Genomic DNA, 17,552 nt, shown 5'->3' on the forward strand with positions numbered 1-17,552 from the left:
GGGCACAGTATAATATTGTTTATTTTTAGATGCAACAATTGTAGCCAAGGAACGAGGGCTCAGCCAAGGCGGTAGAGTTGCTGTGAGCTGACCTTGAGGGCTTGCTCGGCGGATCTGTAGCCGGGATAAAGCTTGGCTACGATTGCCCAAAACCGGGCAGAATGGTTCATTTCGCGCAGGTGCGCGAGCTCATGAGCAATGACATAGTCAATGAGAGCCGGCGGAGCCTGGATCAGGCGCCAGTTGAGCCGGACTTCACGCTTGGAATTGCAGCTGCCCCAGCGGGTCTTGGCATTCGACAGAAACAGGGCGGGTGTGGGCTCTCCAAGCTGGGCCGCGAGTAAGATTAACCGGGCCGCGAAATCCTTCCGGGCTTCTTTCTGTAGCCATTGGATGACTTTGCGGGCAATCATGGCATGGTCGTGGCTATTGGTAACAGCCAATTTCAAGACATCGCCTTCGCGTCGGGGGCCACTGTTGCGCGAGGATGGCATGATGCTCAAACTCAATGGCTGACCCAATAGCTGCAGCTCGGCACCATCGCACCACTCGAACTCAGGAACGACAGCCGCTTGCCTCGCCTTGAGCTTGGTCGTGATCCAGCGTGCCTTGCTACGCAATAATGCTTCGAGATCGGCGTGGCGAATGCGTAACGGCGCATGCACGATCAGGCCATCAATGGTGATTTTCATGCCGATGGTGCGCCTGGCGCGCCGTTCAAGCTGATAAGGGATCAGGTCACCATTGGGTAGTGCCAGGACATACTGCATTATTTGCGATCCAGCAACAGCATTTCCTGCTCAATCCACTCTTCGACTCGTTGGTTGAGTTCATCAGCCTTCATGCCCGCTGTTTCAATGGGTTTGCCGATGCTCAATGTGATTGTACCTGGACGTTTCAGGAAGGAGTTCTTGCCCCAGTATTCGCCTGCGTTGTGCGCGACCGGAACGACAGTCGTCTTGGTGTGGGTGGCAAGCCATGCTCCGCCAATATGGTATTTGCCGCGGGTGCCCGGAGCGACGCGAGTACCCTCGGGGAAGATTACGACAAAGAAGCCCTGCTCGAGCCGCTCCTTGCCCTTGGCGACCAATTGCTTCAGGGCCTCGCGGCCTGATGCGCGGTTGATGGCGATAGGGGATGTCAGCGCTAGTCCCCAACCGAAGAATGGGATCCATAGCAGCTCTCGCTTCAGCACCCATACTTGCGGCGGAAAAATCTGTTGCAAGGCCAGGGTTTCCCAGGCGGACTGATGTTTGCAGAGGATGATGCTGGGATGATCGGGAATGTTCTCTCTGCCGATGACGCGATAGCGCAAGCCGCAGGTTACCTTCAGCCACCAGAGCATGCTCCTGGCCCAGCCGGAGATCAGGATGTAGCGCGTTCTGCGTGGCAATGGGAAGGTGAGGAGCGAAAGCGTGGTGAATATGGGGGTGAAAATCCACATGCCCAGCATGTAGAGGGATGAACGTATATAGATCATAGGTTAAGCCAATTCGATCTGCGAGGTTGTTAAGCAAGTTCCGTGATGATGCGTTGCGCAGCCTCGGCCAGGTTGTCGCATACCCAGGTATTTTCCGGCAGGCCGCCGACTTCCAGGGTTTTCTCCCCCTTGCCAGTGAGCACCAGGATGGGCTGGGCGCCGAATGCAGCGCTGGCCTGCAAGTCACGTAATGAGTCTCCCACGCTGGGCACACCCTTGAGATCCATGCCAAAGCGCTTGCTGATTTCTTCTATCATCCCTGGTCTGGGTTTGCGGCAACTGCAGTTTGCATCGGCTGCATGCGGACAATAGAACAATGCATCGATGCGCCCGCCGAACTGCGCGAGCGCCTTGTGCATCTTGTCGTGGATCGCGTTCAGGGTGGCCATGTCGAACAGGCCGCGGCCAATGCCCGACTGGTTGGTCGCCAATGCCACCCGGTAACCGTTCTGGTTGAGCAGGGCGATGGCTTCCAGGCTGCCCTCGATCGGTTTCCATTCATCAGGGCTCTTGATGAATTGGGGGCTGTCGTAGTTGATTACTCCATCACGGTCCAGAATGACAAGTTTCATGGCTGTTTTCGCTCAGGCTGGCCTGTGTATTATGCCGCGAGTCTGGATAAGTCGGCTACCTGGTTCATGGCTTGATGCAACGTTGCCAGCAGGGCCAGGCGGTTGGTTTTCAATGCCGGGTCTTCGGCGTTCACCATGACATGGTCAAAGAAAGCGTCCACGGGAGCCTTGAGCGCAGCTAGTGCCTTGAGTGAGCCCGTATAGTCGCCTGCGGCAAAGGCTTGCTGTGCTTGTGGTTGTACTTGAGCCAATGCCTGCGCCAGTGTTTTTTCGGCATCTTCCTGCAATAGAGCTGGGTTGATTGCCGCCTCAATGGCACTGTCGGATTTTTTGAGGATATTGCCTACGCGCTTGTTGGCGGCGGCCAGGCTGGCTGCTTCAGGCAGGCTGGCAAAGGCGCGCACGGCTTCCAGCCGCTTCGTGATATCGCCGAGTAGCTGAGGTTTCATTGCCAGCACCGCGTCAACCTCCTGCACGCTGTAGCCTTGATCGCGAAGGCTGCCGGAGAGCCGGTCGAAAATGAACTCTTCCACCGCCTGCAATGCTGTGTCATGGTCGAACTCATGCTGGAATACCGACAATGTCTGTTCAAGCAGGGTATTGAGCGGCAAGGATAAGCCGCCCTCGGTGAGGATGCGCAGGATGCCGATTGCATGGCGGCGCAGGGCAAAGGGGTCTTTCTCGCCGGTAGGCTTCTCGCCAATGCTGAAAAGCCCGGCCAGGGTTTCCAGCTTGTCAGCGAGGGCGACGATCATGCCAACTTTGTTACGAGGCAGTGCGTCACCTGAAAAGCGCGGACGGTAGTGGTCTTCGATGGCATAGGCGATGTCGTCGCTGAGACCCTCGTGCTGCGCATAATAGCGCCCCATGATGCCTTGCAGTTCTGGAAATTCGCCTACCATGTCGGTGACGAGGTCGGCCTTGGCCAGTTGCGCTGCCTGCGAGGCTTGTGCGGCCAGCGTCTGGTCGCCCAGTGCCGTGCCCACCAGGTTGGCAATCTCACTTACGCGGGCGATGCGTTCGCCCTGCGAGCCCAGCTTGTTGTGGTATACGACCTTGGATAGGCCGGGAATGCGTGATTCCAGGGTTTTCTTGCGATCCTGCTCGAAGAAGAACTTGGCGTCGGCCAGGCGCGGGCGCACTACGCGTTCGTTGCCGCCGACTACGGCGCTCGGGTCTGCCGGGCTGATGTTGGATACGATGAGGAACTTGTTGGTAAGCCTGCCTTGCGCATCCAGCAGCGGGAAGTATTTCTGGTTGGCCTTCATCGTCAGGATCAGGCACTCCTGCGGCACCGCCAGGAATGCTTGCTCAAATTGTCCGACCAGCACGTTGGGACGCTCGACCAGCGCAGTGACTTCTTCCAGCAGCGCTTCATCCTCGATCGGGCGCAGCTTGAGCTTGCCGGCGGCCGCTTCCAGTTGACGTGCGATCTCGTCGCGGCGTTCCTTGAAGCCGGGAATCACGGCGCCGTCCTGCTGCAATTGCTCAGCATAGCTGTCGGCATTTCGCAGCACGATGGGACTTTGCGTGGCTTCGAAGCGATGACCTTGTGTTCGGTTGCCCGCGGTCAGGCCCAATGCGCGGATTGGAACGACTTCATTGCCGTGTAGGGCGACCAGGCCGTGCGCCGGACGTACGAAGTTGACATTGCTCCAGCCGTCCTCCAGCTGATAGGTCATGACCTTGGGGATCGGCAGCTTGGCAATCGCTTCATCCAGTGCTTTCTGCAGGCCTTCCGCCAAGGTGGCACCTCTGACGGTGCGATCGAGGAGTAGCACTTCTGCCTTGCCGTCATGCTCGCGCTTGAGTTGACTCACGGCACTTTCATCGGCGCCCAGCGCCGCCAGTTTCTTCAATAACGCGGGCGTAGCGTTGCCGTCGGCATCCAGGCCCACGCTGGCTGGCATGAGTTTTTGCGCTAGTTGTTTGTCAGGTGCTTTTTGAGTGACATTTCTTATCCATACAGCAATTCTGCGTGGACTGGCAAACCATTTCCAAGGGGATGGGTTTGCTGCATCTAACTCAGAGGGTGGCTCTATTAAGTCTTGTGTGACAAGGGAGTGGTATATCTGATCGGCGAAAGAAATGCCTATGTTCTGCAAAGCCTTGGGTGGCAATTCTTCGACGAATAATTCTACGAGGAGGTTGCTCATGCTGCTGCCTTCTTTGCCAATTCTGCCAATACTTCATCTGCCCAGGCCTTGGGTGCCATCGGGAAGCCGAGGCGGGCGCGGCTGTCGAGGTAGCTTGCGGCCACGGCGCGTGCCAGATTGCGGATGCGTCCGATATACGTAGCACGCTCGGTGACGGAAATGGCGCCGCGTGCATCCAGCAGGTTGAAGGTATGCGCTGCCTTGAGCACTTGTTCGTAGGCGGGCAGGGCGAGTTTATGTTCCATAAGTTCCTGTGCCTTCTTTTCATGGGCGTTGAAGGCGGTGAAGAGGAAGTCGGCGTCGCTGTGCTCAAAATTGTAGGCGGACTGTTCAACTTCGTTCTGGTGGAATACATCGCCGTACTTGAGGTCGGGGGCGCCGTTGACTCCCTTGGAGTACACGAGGTCATAGACGTTTTCCACACCTTGCAGGTACATGGCCAGGCGCTCAAGGCCATAAGTGATTTCGCCGGTGATCGGGCGGCAGTTGATACCTCCGACTTGCTGGAAGTAGGTGAACTGTGTGACTTCCATGCCATTGAGCCAGACCTCCCAGCCCAGGCCCCAGGCTCCCAGCGTCGGGTTTTCCCAATCGTCCTCAACGAAGCGGATGTCGTTTTGCTGCAGATCGAAACCCAGGGCTTCCAGTGAGCCCAGGTAGAGCTCCAGGATATTGCCAGGGGCCGGCTTGAGCACGACCTGGAATTGATAGTAATGCTGCAGACGGTTGGGGTTGTCGCCATATCGGCCATCCTTGGGGCGGCGACTAGGTTGCACATAGGCGGCCTTCCAGGGCTCGGGGCCGAGTGCGCGCAGGAAGGTGGCGGTATGCGAAGTGCCGGCGCCAACTTCCATGTCGTAAGGCTGCAGCAGGGCGCAGCCTTGCTTGTCCCAATATTGCTGCAGGGTCAGGATGATCTGTTGAAAAGTCAGCATGGTATGGTTAGCTATTTGTATTGATCGGGGTTTGCGCCTGCTGATGCCGAATGATGCCCATCGGTATAGTCAGTGCAAAAGCGCTTGATTCTACTTCTTTTTACTGCGCGGCAAAAGGCCGGGCGCGGTGGCGCAGCAAAACACCAACGCTGGTGAACAGCAGGATCAGGATCGGCCAGTTGCCCCAGCGCACGTAAGGTGTTGCCCCCTGGTATCCCTGGACCTCGCCTTCGAGGATCATGGTCTGGAAATGGGGTGCATGGGCGGCTAGCGTGCCGTCGGTCCGGATAATCGCAGTGGCGCCGGTGTTGGTCGAGCGCAGCATCATGCGGGCGGTTTCCATTGATCGTGCCTGGGCGATCTGCAAATGCTGGTAGGCGGCGAACGAGTCGCCATACCAGGCATCATTGCTGGTATTCACCAGTATATTCGCTTCAGGCAACTGCAAGATGATCTCCTCGCCGAATACATCTTCGTAGCAGATATTGATGGCGACGGCTTGACCGGCGATCTGCATCGGCCGTTGCTGGAAGCCCCCGCGCGACATGTCGGTGAGCGGGATGTCCAGCCAGTTCTCGTAGATCCAGCCAAATACCTGTTTAAGCGGAATGAATTCCCCGAAAGGCACCAAGTGCGTCTTGCGATAGGATTGCGCTGGCGAGGTGCCGAGGCTCAGCATGCTGTTGTAGTACTGGCCGTTTTCATATTCGATGGTGCCGATCAGGATGTCGCCGCCATTTTGCCGCGCATGATCGGCAAGGCGTTGCAGGTAGTCGGCAGGTAATTGGCTAGAAATCAGCGGGAATGCGGTTTCAGGCAGGATGATGAGCTGGGCCCTGGTCTGCAGTGTCATGTCCAAGTAGCGCTGGAATGTTTCATGTAGCGTCTGGTGTTCCCATTTCAGGTCTTGCGTGATATTGCCTTGCAGCAAGGCGACGGACACCGGCTCGCCAGAAGGCGTGCTCCAATGGGGAAGCTTCAGCAGCACGCCAGCAATCCACAGCAGGGCCAGTAACGCGATATTGCGACGCAGCACGGTGTGTTGGCGCCAATGCAACGCCATGGCTGCCAGCAGGCTGGCACTGACGACAGTGGCGAGTGAGACCCCGTGGATGCCGAGCACTGGGGCAAACCCGGCCAGCGGACTGCCTGGGATTTGTGAATAGCCTGATAGCAGCCAGGGAAAGCCGGTGAATATCCAGCCGCGCACCCATTCGCTCAATACCCATAGCACCGGGATGCTCAGCCAGGGGTTGCCGACTTTGCGTGCCCCCCAGCCGGTGATGGCCGGGAACAGAGCCATGAAAAGGCTGAGCATGAAGGTGGCGAAGGCGGCCATGGCAGTGGGCATACCGCCAAAATCATGCAGGCTGATGTAGATCCAGTAGATGCCGACGCCAAATAGGCCGAGCCCGAAGGCTAGACCCAGCCACCATGCCTGGCCGGGCGTTTCTGCCTTGTGCCACAGGGCAATCAGGACAGCTAGCCCCAGGATTGTTGCCGGAAACCAATAAAAAGGGGCAAAACCGGTGACGCAGAATGCTCCGGCAAGCAGGGCGGCAACATGGCGCAGACCTAGACGTGGAAGTTTCAAGTGGGCCTCGGGGTATTAAGCTGGACGGGTATCGCGAGTTTATTGCATTATAGCGGCTTGGGCTGGTCCAGGCATGCAGCATGCATGTGCGATTCGACAATCTGGCTGTTTTTGATGGGAGAATATATGTTTAAAGAATTCAAAGCGTTTGCGATGCGCGGCAATGTCGTCGATATGGCGGTGGGTATCATCATCGGGGCTGCCTTCGGCGCCATCGTGAAATCCCTGGTGGATGATGTGATCATGCCGCCGATTGGGTTGCTGCTGGGGAATGTCGATTTCAGCAATCTCTTCATTGTGCTCAAGGATGGCGCAGAGGTCGCTCCCCCTTACGCATCAGTGGCTGCGGCTCAGGCTGCAGGCGCCGTCACGCTGAACTATGGGCTGTTCATCAATGCCGTCGTTAGTTTCACCATCGTGGCATTTGCCGTGTTCCTCTTGATCCGTGCCATCAACAAATTGAAAGCGGAAGAGCCTGCCGCGCCAGAAGTCACGCCTGAGGATATCGTGCTGTTGCGTGAAATTCGCGATGCCTTGAAGAAATAACTGTATTTTCCTGGGTTGAATAAGCGATGTGCCGATGCACATCGCTTTTTTTATCGCGCCGGGCAGAACACATGCTTGAGGGCTGCGAAAAGGAGAGCCTGGCTTCATGACGAGGGGCACCACTTTGAATCTGGGAGCAGGGGGTAGCTATTTCATGTTGACGAACGTGCTGCCAGAGCATTGATGGCGATCATGTCCTGCGCAGGAGGCTTGGGACACTCCATGTCGCAGCTCAGTCTTCTGGAAGGTCTCCGGCAGGAGGGAGCACTTCTACCAGCAGGGAATGCACTCGGCGGCTGTCGGCTCGCAGAACCGTGACTTTGAGATTGTCAAAGCTGACTTCTTCGCCACGCTTGGGCATATGCTGGAATTTGCTGACAACCAGGCCGCCGATAGTGGAGAACTCCTCGTCGCTGAGTTGGGTGCCTAGGATTTCGTTCACATCCGAAATTTCGGTCAGTGCCTTGACACGGTATCGACCATGCGAATCCTGGATAATGTTGTCCTCGTTCTCATCCTCATCAAATTCATCCTCAATATCCCCAACGATCTGCTCTAGCACATCCTCGATGGTCACCATGCCGGCAACGCCACCGTACTCGTCGACGACGATCGCGATGTGATTGCGGTTGCTGCGGAACTCCTTGAGCAGGACGTTCAGTCGCTTGGACTCAGGAATGAATACAGCGGGACGCAGCATTTCGCGTACGTTGAAGTCCTTGCCACTATAGAACTTCAATAAATCCTTGGCCAGCAGGATGCCGATGACGTCGTCCTTGTTTTCATCAATGACGGGAAAGCGGGAGTGTGCGGCTTCGATGACAAATGGGATGAATTTCTCTGGCGGGTCGGTAATGTCGATGACGTCCATTTGCGAGCGCGGGATCATGATGTCGCGTACCTGCATTTCCGAAACCTGCAATACTCCCTCGATCATGGCCAGCGCATCGGCATCGAGCACGCTGTTTTCATAAGCAGTATGGAGTTGCTCTATGAGTTGCTCGCGGTCTTCGGGTTCGCGCAAGAGAAAGTGGGTCAGGCGTTCCAGCCAGTGGGGCTTGTCGTTGGCGTTACGTTTGTCGGGTTCTGCCATGATGGTAGATTAGCGCTTCCGTTTTTCTGATGAATAAGGGTCTGGGTAACCAAGCTGGATCATGGTGAAGGATTCTATCGACTCCATCAGCTCAGCCTGGTGTTCGTCCTCGTGATCGTAGCCATGCATGTGCAAGATGCCATGCACAGTAAGGTGGGCATAATGCGATTCTAGTGTAATGTTTTGTTCAGCTGCTTCCCTGGCCACAACCGGGGCACATAGGATAATGTCGCCGACCAGCCACGGCTCTTCTTCCAGCGGGAAGGTCAGCACGTTGGTGGCGTAATCCTTTCCACGGTAGTCGCGGTTGAGCATGCGGCCTTCCTCTTCATCCACGATGCGTAACGTTGCTTCGGTATCCACCCGCAGGGCGGCGCGTGCCCACTTGCGGAACTGTTTTTCGTTGGGAAGGCTGTCCCATTCGCTGGCATATTGCACATTCATGGCAAGCCTGGGCATGGTGGTTAATCCTTGTCTGCTCCGGGGTTGCCTGCATTGGGTTGTGCGTGACGGTCACTATCGTAGCGCTCATAGGCGTTGATGATCTTCTGCACCAGCGGATGGCGTACCACATCTTCGGAAAGGAACTGGGTAAAGGCAATGCCACGCACATCATTGAGCACCTTCTGCGCCTCCACCAGCCCGCTTTTCTGGCCACGGCCGAGGTCAATCTGGGTGACATCGCCGGTAATGACCGCCTTGGTGCCGAAGCCAATACGGGTGAGGAACATCTTCATTTGTTCCGGCGTAGTATTCTGCGCCTCGTCGAGAATGATGAAGCTCTGGTTCAGGGTGCGGCCGCGCATATAGGCTAGCGGCGCCACTTCGATGGCGCCGCGCTCGAACATCTTGTTGACACTGTCGTAGCCCGCGAGGTCGTACAGCGCATCATAGAGCGGACGTAAGTAAGGGTCCACTTTCTGTGCGAGATCTCCAGGCAGAAAACCCAGGCGTTCTCCCGCTTCTACTGCAGGGCGTATTAGCACGATGCGCTTGACACGGTCGCGTGTCATGGCGTCAATGGCGCTGGCAACCGCGAGATAGGTCTTGCCTGTGCCTGCAGGGCCTATGCCGAAGGTAATGTCGAAGTCCTGGATCTGCTGCAAATAGCTGACCTGCCTGGGCGTTCGTCCATGCAGATCCTGCCGCCTGGTCATCAGGGACGGCATGGGTGTGGTGACTTGATCGGGCGCCAGGCGGTCAAGCTCGACCAGTCCAAGCTGGATTTCTTCTAGGCTGATGGGTTTTCCCGCCCGCTCATAATAGTTTTCGACCAGTTGCGCCGCTAGCCGAGTATTGCCTTGTTCTCCGGAAAAGCGAAAATTCGCACCGCGGCGGGCAATGCCGACATCCAGTGCATCCTCGATCTGCTTGAGATTCTCGTCCAGTGCGCCGCACAGGTTGGCAAGGCGTATATTGTCTTCAGGTTGTAGGGTAATTTCCACCGGCATATGTTTAAACTAGCTCTCCTCGCAGGGTATGGGAAAGGGCTTCCGTAATTCTGACATTGACGAATTGGTTGATCAGCGCAGTATCGCCAGGGAAGTTGACGATGCGGTTATTATCGGTGCGCCCGGCCAGCTCGTCGGCGCGCTTGGCAGAGACGCTTTCGATCAGCACCCGCTGGATGCTGCCGACCATGGAAGCGCTAATGGCTTTGCCCTGGGCCTCGTTCAGTGCCTGCAGGCGGGATAGGCGCGATTGTTTTTCTTCTGGGCTGCAATCATCTGGCAAGTAAGAGGCGGGTGTGCCTGGACGCGGGCTGTAAATAAAGCTGAAGCTAAAATCAAACCCGACATCGCGCATGAGCTTCATCGTTGCTTCGAAATCCTGCTCGGTTTCGCCCGGGAAGCCGACGATAAAGTCGGAACTGATGCAGATATCGGGCCGGGCCGCACGGAGCTTGCGGATGATGGACTTGTACTGCAAGACGGTGTAGTTGCGCTTCATATTCATGAGCACCCGGTCAGAACCTGCCTGCACCGGCAGGTGCAAATGGGATACCAGCTTGGGGATGCGGGCATAGCAGTCTATCAATGCCGGGGTCATTTCGTTCGGGTGCGAGGTGGTATAGCGGATACGCTCGATCTCGGGAATTTCCGCCAGATATTCGATGAGTAGCGCGAGGTCGGCCATTTCGCCGTCCGCCGTCTCACTGCGATAGCCATTGACATTCTGTCCAAGCAGCGTGATTTCCTTGACACCTTGCTCAGCCAGCTGGATCGCCTCGGTCAGGATATCGTCGAAGGGGCGCGAGACTTCGTCGCCTCGTGTATATGGCACGACGCAGAACGTGCAATATTTGCTGCAACCCTCCATGATGGAAAGGAATGCCGCGGCTCCTTCCACTCGTGGCGGCGGAAGATGGTCGAATTTTTCTACCTCGGGGAAACTGATGTCGACTTGGGAAATACCGGTCCTGCGCTTGGATTCGATCATGTCCGGCAGGCGGTGCAGCGTCTGCGGGCCAAACACGACATCGACGTAGGGTGCGCGTGCCACGATGCTTTCGCCTTCCTGGCTTGCAACACAGCCGCCAACACCGATCACGAGGTCAGGATTTTTTTCCTTGAGCGGTGCAAAGCGCCCTAAATGGCTGAATACTTTCTCTTGGGCCTTTTCACGAACTGAACAGGTGTTGAGCAGGATGACATCGGCTTCTTCGGGATTGTCGGTTGTCTGCATTCCTTCAGCAGCTTGCAGCATGTCCAGCATGCGCGACGAATCATACTCATTCATCTGGCAACCAAAGGTTTTTATAAAGATTCTTTTTGGCAGGTTCATACAGCAGATCAGGCTGCCAACACGGCAGTAGATATGTGAAAGGTGGACGTTGCAGGCTGCAAAATAGCGTAAGAAAAACAGTAGGGTAAGGACCCATTTTAGCTTAGCTATTGTCGAAAGCCAATCTTAGTGTCATGCCATGTTCAATTTATCTTGAAATGCGTTGTTCTTCATGTCCGCTTGTAACAGCATTGCCTGTGTCGTTATGCCTGATCCCGTATTCAGATGGAAATGGAATAGAATGTCGCGGATGGAAACCCTGCCTATCTTCATGAAACTGCGTGATCGCCCTTGCCTAGTGGTCGGAGGTGGTGAAATTGCGAGTCGCAAAGTTAGCCTACTGGAAAAAGCCGGTGCCAGCGTTACAGTGGTGTCGCCTGAGTTGCACCCGACGTTGGCAAAGTCGCTGGCGGAGGGGCGGATCCGGCATCTTGCCTCTGTATTCGAGCCTGCGCAGCTGGATGGTGCGGTACTGGTGATCGCCGCGACCGATGATGCCGAGGTGAACCGTGCGGTGTCACGGGAGGCACAGGCCCGCAATATTCCTGTGAATGTGGTGGATGCACCTGAGCTGTGTACATTCATCGTGCCTTCGATCGTGGACCGATCCCCATTGCTGGTGGCCGTATCCAGCGGCGGGACGGCGCCGGTGCTGGCGCGCATGCTGCGTACCAGGATTGAAACGCTGATCCCCGCGACTTATGGCCGCTTGGCTGCCTTTGCCGCCGAGTTCCGTGAGGCAGTGAAGCAGCGCTTCAGTACCGGACAGCAACGGCGAATTTTCTGGGAGGATGTATTCCAGGGGGTGATAGGCGAGCAAGTGTTGTCCGGCCAGGAAGAGGCGGCAAGGCATGCCATGCAGCAAGTGCTGTCGGGGCGTGGCGAGTTGCACCATGGCGAAGTGTACCTTGTCGGTGGTGGTCCGGGTGACCCGGACTTGCTGACTTTCCGCGCATTGCGCCTGATGCAGCAGGCTGATGTATGCGTCTATGACAAGCTCGTGAGCAAAGAGGTGATGGCGCTGGTGCGGCGGGATGCCGAGCTGATTTATGTGGGCAAGTCGCGAGATCAGCATACCTTGCCGCAGGAAGACATCAATCAATTGCTGGTGCGCCTTGCCAAGGAAGGCAAGCGAGTACTACGCCTGAAGGGCGGAGATCCGTTTATTTTCGGGCGCGGCGGCGAAGAGATCGAGACCTTGATGGAAAATGGCATCCCATTCCAGGTGGTGCCTGGCATTACTGCTGCAAACGGGGTGTCCAGCTATGCCGGTATTCCGCTCACGCATCGGGATTACGCTCAGTCGTGCCTGTTCACGACCGGACATTTGAAAGACGGCTCGGTCAATCTGGACTGGGATGCGCTGGTGCGTCCTAACCAGACGGTTGTGATTTATATGGGGTTGGTGGGCTTGCCCGAGATATGCAGGCAGATGGTGGCTCATGGTGCCCCCGAAAATCTGCCGATTGCCATTGTCCAGCAAGGAACCACGCAGCGGCAGAGAGTCGTGGAGGGTACATTGGCAACATTGCCAGGGCTGGTGGAGCGTGCGGGTCTGCGCGCTCCCTGCCTGATTATTGTCGGCCAGGTTGTGCGTTTACGCGAAAAGCTTGCTTGGTTTGCGCCGTCACCTGAGGTTGTATCGGCAGGGTAAGCCTGGCTTCCAACCCTCCCTGCGGGCGGTTAAGCAGGGTAAGCTGTCCCTTGTGCAGCTTGGCGATACGGTCTGCGATCGCCAGGCCCAGCCCGCTGCCACTCTTGTTGCCCCGAGCCGTGTCGAGACGCTCGAACGGGCGTAGCAACCTTTCCATCTGCGCAGCGGGAATGCCGGGACCATTGTCCAGCACGCTGAGGATGATATTGCCGGCAGTGATGCGTGTCGTGACCGTGACTTCCCCGCCTCCATAGGCAAATGCGTTGTCGATTAGGTTGGTGAGCAATCGCTGCATCGCAAGCGGCCGTAGGGGAATCAGGTGGGTGGGGGCCAATGACATGGTCAGCTTGCGGCCAGCGCGAGTATGGCGGTCTGCCACCGAGGTGAGCAAGGCATTGAGGTCCATCATTTGCGTCGGTTCGCCCTCTATTCCGCGCACAAAGTCCAGAAATTGGTGAATGATGCTATCCATGTCGCCTATATCTTGGATCATGCCAGCCTTGAGGCTGGCACAATATTCGTCGGGCAGCATTTCCACTGACAGCCGAAGGCGTGCAAGGGGCGTCCGCAGGTCATGCGAGATACCAGCCAGTAACAAGGTTCGTTCATTGTCTAGTCTGACCAGTGCCTCGGTCATTTCGTTGAAGGTGCGGCTGACTTCACGTAACTCATGGGCACCTTCTTCGGGTAGTGGCGGAGGGTATTCGCCACTACTCAGTCGTCCTGCGGCCTTGACTAGCAGGCGTAGGGGGTGATGAATGTTCGATGCAATCAGGTAGGCGCCTAGCAGCGATAGCATGATGACGAGGGCCCCCCATCCTAGCCATTGCCAAGGGAATGGACGGTCTACTTGGATACGTGGAATGACCACCCAGTAATCGTCCTGGCCTATGCTGAAACTGACCCATAGGCCAGGTATGCCGAAATGGTTCAATACGACGAGCGTGTCCTCCCCCAGGCGCTCGCGAATTTTCTCCGCAATCAGGCGGATCAGATGATCATTAGGAAGAGGTTCGATCTCCTCGAGCATGTCTGCGGCGTAAATCCTCACCCCTTCTCGGCCAGATAGCTCTGAGAGTAGGGCTAGCCTGCGATTCTCGTGGGCCGCAAGCAGGGATGCGCGAGTGTAGTTGACGACAGTGATGGCCTGGAGCGCTGCTGCCATGGCGCGCGGCTCGCTTTCGAAATAGTCGAACAGCTTCAAGGCCGCAAACTGACCTGCTGCGAGCAGCAGGGCGATCAGCAGCATGACACGTGCGAGAAGGGTACGAGGCAGCAGGCTCACTGGAGCGCGGCACTAGTTTTTCTGGGTTTCGCCATCTGGCACGAATACGTAACCAAATCCCCACATGGTCTGCAGATAACGCGGATGCGATGGGTCAGGCTCAATCAGGCGCCGTAACCGTGATACCTGCACGTCGATACTGCGGTCAAACACATCCAGCTCCCGTCCGCGTGCCAGCTGCATCAAACGGTCGCGCGACAATGGCTGCCTCGGATGGTCGACAAATACCTTGAGAAGTGCAAATTCACCACTGGTAATCGTCACTGGTTCGCCATTCTTGGTCAGCGTGCGAGTCGATGGGTCGAAGATGAATTCACCGAAACTGATGTGATCTGCCTCTGCAACTGGTGTCCCTGGGGGAAGTCGACTATGGCGACGGAGAACGGCGTTGATGCGGGCAAGCAGCTCGCGCGGGTTGAACGGTTTCGGAAGGTAGTCGTCAGCTCCCATTTCCAGCCCGATGATACGGTCTATCTCATCCCCGCGCGCGGTTAGCATGATGACGGGAATGGTGCTGCCGTTTGCGCGCAGGCGGCGGCAAATCGCCAGCCCGTCCTCGCCTGGCAGCATAAGATCCAGCACAAGCAAGTCCACATGCTCGTGGGCAAGCACTTGATCCATTTCTCCGGCATCGGAGACGGCTTTTACCGAAAAGCCCTGTTCGCCTAGGTAACGTTGCAACAACTCGCGCATGCGCAGGTCGTCGTCCACCATTAATATTTTTTTCGAAGGTGTCTGCATAGCCATATTTTCTGCGGAAATAGGGTTGGATGAAAAGTATTATTTACATGATTCCATTCTTTTGATGATGAATTCCTTCTGTGCTGCCCATGGTTGCCATGGCGGGAAAATCCCGCAAAACCATTGTTACAATTTTTTACAATGGTGAGTTGATATGAAACACTCAGTTTACATCAATGAGGGATGATGTCGCCTCATTCAACTGCTCGGCAGTAGAATTCTGTATCCGCTGGGGCGAGTGTGAGTGATTCCTGGGTCAGATAAGGTTGTCAGCCAGGGCAGGTAAGCTTAAAACAGGGGCGAGCGAATCATATGATCTTGCAAGTGGACGGTTTGGCTTTATGTTAATGGTCTCCAATCAGTTTTGGCGTCGCCAACTGATGCTGGCAGCAGTAGTGTTGGTTGCTGCTGCTCATGTCCAGGCAGGAAATGATGATGTCGCGGCAGATGCGCAGGAAGTTTCGACTGCACACATTCACCAGACCCTGGATGCAAAGATTTCCGGTGAGGATCGCCAGCGCTTGCGGCGCGATCTTTACGAATATTCCCGTAGCCTTGATGCCGCCCATGCCCAGATAGAAGAACGCAGGCGCATCATGCGCCAGCGTGTTCTCGAGCGTTTCCAAGAGGCAGATAAAGATGGCAATGGTGTGATTTCACGAGAGGAAGCTATGGAGTTGCTTCCTCAGGTTGCCCGCCATTTCATGCAGTTCGACCTCAACGGCGATGGAGTTATTGCCATCAATGAGCTTGAGACTATGCAGGCTCAGATTGCAGAGCGGCAGCACAAGGCCCTTGAAAAGAGGGATAAAGCACTTCAGGATGCGGCTGAGCCTGCACCACTGCGGGATGAAATAAAAGATGTCAGTGTCTCCGTTCCAAAGCGAGCGCTATAACCAGATTCCTATAATAAACTTCCTTGTGAAACCCTTAAGCACTGCCTTGCCGGGACAGTGCTTTTCTTTTGTCTGCAATTAGCGACAGCTTCTTTATTTTTTTCTTGTGACATCCTATCTGTTCTTATCTAACTAATTGATTTTATTTTGATAGTGTTTCGTGGCCTAGTTTTTGCTCTGTGAGATGAAACGGGTAATGCCCGAGCGTCGAAAGGAAATGAAATGAAGAAAACGATGATATGGATATTGTTGGTCATCATGATGAGTGGCTGTTCCGGATTGTCCACACGGCAAAAGAATGCGGCTACCGGTGCCGCGGTCGGCGGGGTGGCGGGAGCGGTGCTCACAGGCGGAAGCTCGTTCGGTACTGTGGGCGGTGCTGCAATTGGTGGCGTCATTGGGCATGGCGTCGATTCCGCAGTCAAGCGTAAATAATATCCTGCACAAGCGCGTCGTGGTTTTGCGACGCTTTATTGTCACTGTATTTCGCTTCTCCTCCATCTCACCACGATGACGCCAACTGGCGCATCGTGGTATTTTTTCGACGGCGTATTCGTCATTATCCTGCTACTCTATAGATTAGATTCCCAGTATCCGAGAGGTGGGCTGCCTTGTCTCAATCCAGCAAAAACATCGAGTATTGCGTTACATCCAGGCGGTATCACCGTTGCCCACCGGGATGAAGTAGGCAATGGAGATCGGGATTGCAGCGTCTGTCAGCGAGTTGGATGGCGTGCAATGGGATGCCTTGTCAGATGGCTCTCCCTTGCTCAGCCACGCTTTCCTCAGTGCACTGGAGCATAGTGGCTCGGTTGGCGAAGGTACTGGCTGGCAGCCGATGCCGCTGACAGTGAGGCGCGATGGAAAGCTGATTGGGGCTGTACCCCTTTATCTCAAGCATCACTCATACGGCGAGTATGTGTTTGACTGGTCGTGGGCCGGTGCCTATACCCAGCACGGCGGGGAATATTATCCCAAGCTGGTGGCGGCAGTGCCGTTCACGCCGATCACAGGGTCACGCCTGCTATCTCACGATCCCATGCTGCAAGCGCATATGGCAGAGGTTTTGCGCGATACAGTGCAGCGCTTGCAGCTATCCTCTGCCCATGTCCTCTTCCCCGACGAGCAAAGTGCAGAGGTGTTGTCGGGCCAGGGCTGGCTCAGACGCCAGGGGGTGCAGTTTCGCTGGCACAACCAGGGATTTGCCAGTTTTGATGAATTTCTCATGACGCTGACCCACGACAAGCGCAAGAAAATTCGCCAGGAGCGAAGAAAGGTTGACGCGGCTGGAGTGATTTGCCGACGATTGTTGGGAGCGGAAATTGGGGAGCGCGAATGGGATTTCTTCTACAAGTGCTATGTTAATACTTATCTGGAGCACCGCTCCAGCCCTTACCTGACCCAGGCATTTTTCCATGAACTGGGCGAGCGCTTACCGGGCAACGTCATGCTGGTACTGGCAGAGCGCGATGGCCGGCGCATTGGCGCCGCGCTGAACCTCTATGACACGGATTGCCTGTATGGGCGTTATTGGGGAGCATTAGCCTATGTGCCCAACCTGCATTTCGAGCTTTGTTATTACCAAGCACAGCTATTCTGTATTGAACGAGGCATCCGGTTTTTCGAAGGAGGCGCACAGGGGGAGCATAAGCTAGCGCGAGGTTTCGTTGCACGGGAGACATGTTCGTTTCATCATATTGCCCATCCCGATTTCGAGGCTGCGATCAGGCATTTTGTCTCACGGGAGGCTGTGGGGGTCAGTCACTACCAGCAAGAGCTGGATGAGCGCGCGCCGTATCGAAAGCCGGGCTAGTTC

General features: G+C 56.0%; 17 protein-coding genes. 5 read left to right on the plus strand and 12 right to left on the minus strand.

Annotated features, from left to right (window positions below):
* Positions 1-59: 59 nt before the first annotated feature.
* The 6 genes from MFLA_RS03270 to lnt form a co-directional block, all read right to left on the minus strand.
* Positions 60-770 (minus strand): M48 family metallopeptidase, encoded by a 711-nt coding sequence (locus MFLA_RS03270; RefSeq protein WP_011479008.1) that lies wholly within the window; start codon positions 768-770, stop codon positions 60-62.
* The gene (locus tag MFLA_RS03275) at positions 770-1,480 is read right to left on the minus strand and encodes a lysophospholipid acyltransferase family protein (RefSeq protein ID WP_011479009.1); all 711 of its coding nucleotides are present in this window, start codon (positions 1,478-1,480) and stop codon (positions 770-772) included. Before MFLA_RS03275 ends, MFLA_RS03270 begins: the two co-directional genes overlap by 1 nt.
* Positions 1,481-1,509: 29 nt before the next feature.
* Positions 1,510-2,052, minus strand: a complete 543-nt coding sequence (gmhB, locus tag MFLA_RS03280) for a D-glycero-beta-D-manno-heptose 1,7-bisphosphate 7-phosphatase (RefSeq protein ID WP_011479010.1) — start codon at positions 2,050-2,052, stop codon at positions 1,510-1,512.
* Between the two features lie 29 nt (positions 2,053-2,081).
* The gene (gene glyS, locus MFLA_RS03285) at positions 2,082-4,208 is read right to left on the minus strand and encodes a glycine--tRNA ligase subunit beta (RefSeq protein WP_011479011.1); all 2,127 of its coding nucleotides are present in this window, start codon (positions 4,206-4,208) and stop codon (positions 2,082-2,084) included.
* The gene (gene glyQ / locus MFLA_RS03290) at positions 4,205-5,143 is read right to left on the minus strand and encodes a glycine--tRNA ligase subunit alpha (RefSeq protein WP_011479012.1); all 939 of its coding nucleotides are present in this window, start codon (positions 5,141-5,143) and stop codon (positions 4,205-4,207) included. The genes glyS and glyQ overlap by 4 nt, the downstream gene beginning before the upstream one ends.
* Positions 5,144-5,243: 100 nt before the next feature.
* Positions 5,244-6,737 (minus strand): apolipoprotein N-acyltransferase, encoded by a 1,494-nt coding sequence (gene lnt / locus MFLA_RS03295; protein WP_011479013.1) that lies wholly within the window; start codon positions 6,735-6,737, stop codon positions 5,244-5,246.
* 126 nt (positions 6,738-6,863) lie between these two features.
* On the opposite strand from lnt, the gene mscL reads away from it, so the two are divergent.
* Positions 6,864-7,283 carry a large conductance mechanosensitive channel protein MscL gene (gene mscL, locus MFLA_RS03300; protein WP_011479014.1) on the plus strand — a complete coding sequence of 140 codons (420 nt, stop codon included), beginning with the start codon at positions 6,864-6,866 and terminating at the stop codon, positions 7,281-7,283.
* 232 nt (positions 7,284-7,515) lie between these two features.
* Here mscL and MFLA_RS03305 read toward each other — a convergent pair whose 3' ends face one another.
* From MFLA_RS03305 to miaB, 4 genes are read right to left on the minus strand one after another with little or no spacing between them, the layout of a single operon-like run.
* Positions 7,516-8,376: an HlyC/CorC family transporter gene (locus MFLA_RS03305; RefSeq protein ID WP_011479015.1), complete on the minus strand. Its 861-nt coding sequence runs from the start codon at positions 8,374-8,376 to the stop codon at positions 7,516-7,518.
* Positions 8,377-8,385: 9 nt separating this feature from the next.
* Positions 8,386-8,835: an rRNA maturation RNase YbeY gene (ybeY, locus tag MFLA_RS03310; protein ID WP_011479016.1), complete on the minus strand. Its 450-nt coding sequence runs from the start codon at positions 8,833-8,835 to the stop codon at positions 8,386-8,388.
* Positions 8,836-8,840: 5 nt separating this feature from the next.
* Positions 8,841-9,821, minus strand: coding sequence for a PhoH family protein (locus tag MFLA_RS03315; RefSeq protein ID WP_048811832.1), 981 nt, complete (start codon positions 9,819-9,821; stop codon positions 8,841-8,843).
* A 10-nt stretch (positions 9,822-9,831) separates the two neighbouring features.
* Entirely contained in the window at positions 9,832-11,160 is a 1,329-nt protein-coding gene (miaB, locus tag MFLA_RS03320) for a tRNA (N6-isopentenyl adenosine(37)-C2)-methylthiotransferase MiaB (RefSeq protein ID WP_011479018.1), read from the minus strand.
* A 250-nt stretch (positions 11,161-11,410) separates the two neighbouring features.
* Between miaB and cysG the strand changes: the two genes are divergently transcribed.
* Positions 11,411-12,814: a siroheme synthase CysG gene (gene cysG, locus MFLA_RS03325; RefSeq protein WP_048811535.1), complete on the plus strand. Its 1,404-nt coding sequence runs from the start codon at positions 11,411-11,413 to the stop codon at positions 12,812-12,814.
* On the opposite strand, the gene MFLA_RS03330 is transcribed toward cysG, so the two are convergent.
* Complete coding sequence (locus MFLA_RS03330; protein WP_287111931.1) at positions 12,735-14,099, minus strand: ATP-binding protein; 1,365 nt, start codon at positions 14,097-14,099, stop codon at positions 12,735-12,737. The two genes, cysG and MFLA_RS03330, sit on opposite strands and share 80 nt — an antisense overlap.
* A gap of 12 nt (positions 14,100-14,111) precedes the next feature.
* Complete coding sequence (gene ompR, locus MFLA_RS03335; protein WP_048811833.1) at positions 14,112-14,840, minus strand: osmolarity response regulator transcription factor OmpR; 729 nt, start codon at positions 14,838-14,840, stop codon at positions 14,112-14,114.
* 266 nt (positions 14,841-15,106) lie between these two features.
* Here ompR and MFLA_RS03340 point away from each other — a divergent pair, with 266 nt between their 5' ends.
* From MFLA_RS03340 to MFLA_RS03350, 3 genes are all read left to right on the plus strand, one after another.
* Positions 15,107-15,736, plus strand: coding sequence for a hypothetical protein (locus MFLA_RS03340; protein ID WP_229407149.1), 630 nt, complete (start codon positions 15,107-15,109; stop codon positions 15,734-15,736).
* A gap of 222 nt (positions 15,737-15,958) precedes the next feature.
* Positions 15,959-16,171, plus strand: a complete 213-nt coding sequence (locus MFLA_RS03345) for a glycine zipper 2TM domain-containing protein (RefSeq protein WP_011479023.1) — start codon at positions 15,959-15,961, stop codon at positions 16,169-16,171.
* A 256-nt stretch (positions 16,172-16,427) separates the two neighbouring features.
* The gene (locus tag MFLA_RS03350; RefSeq protein ID WP_011479024.1) at positions 16,428-17,549 is read left to right on the plus strand and encodes a GNAT family N-acetyltransferase; all 1,122 of its coding nucleotides are present in this window, start codon (positions 16,428-16,430) and stop codon (positions 17,547-17,549) included.
* Positions 17,550-17,552: the final 3 nt, after the last annotated feature.

This window comes from Methylobacillus flagellatus KT (assembly GCF_000013705.1).
Lineage (GTDB): Bacteria > Pseudomonadota > Gammaproteobacteria > Burkholderiales > Methylophilaceae > Methylobacillus > Methylobacillus flagellatus.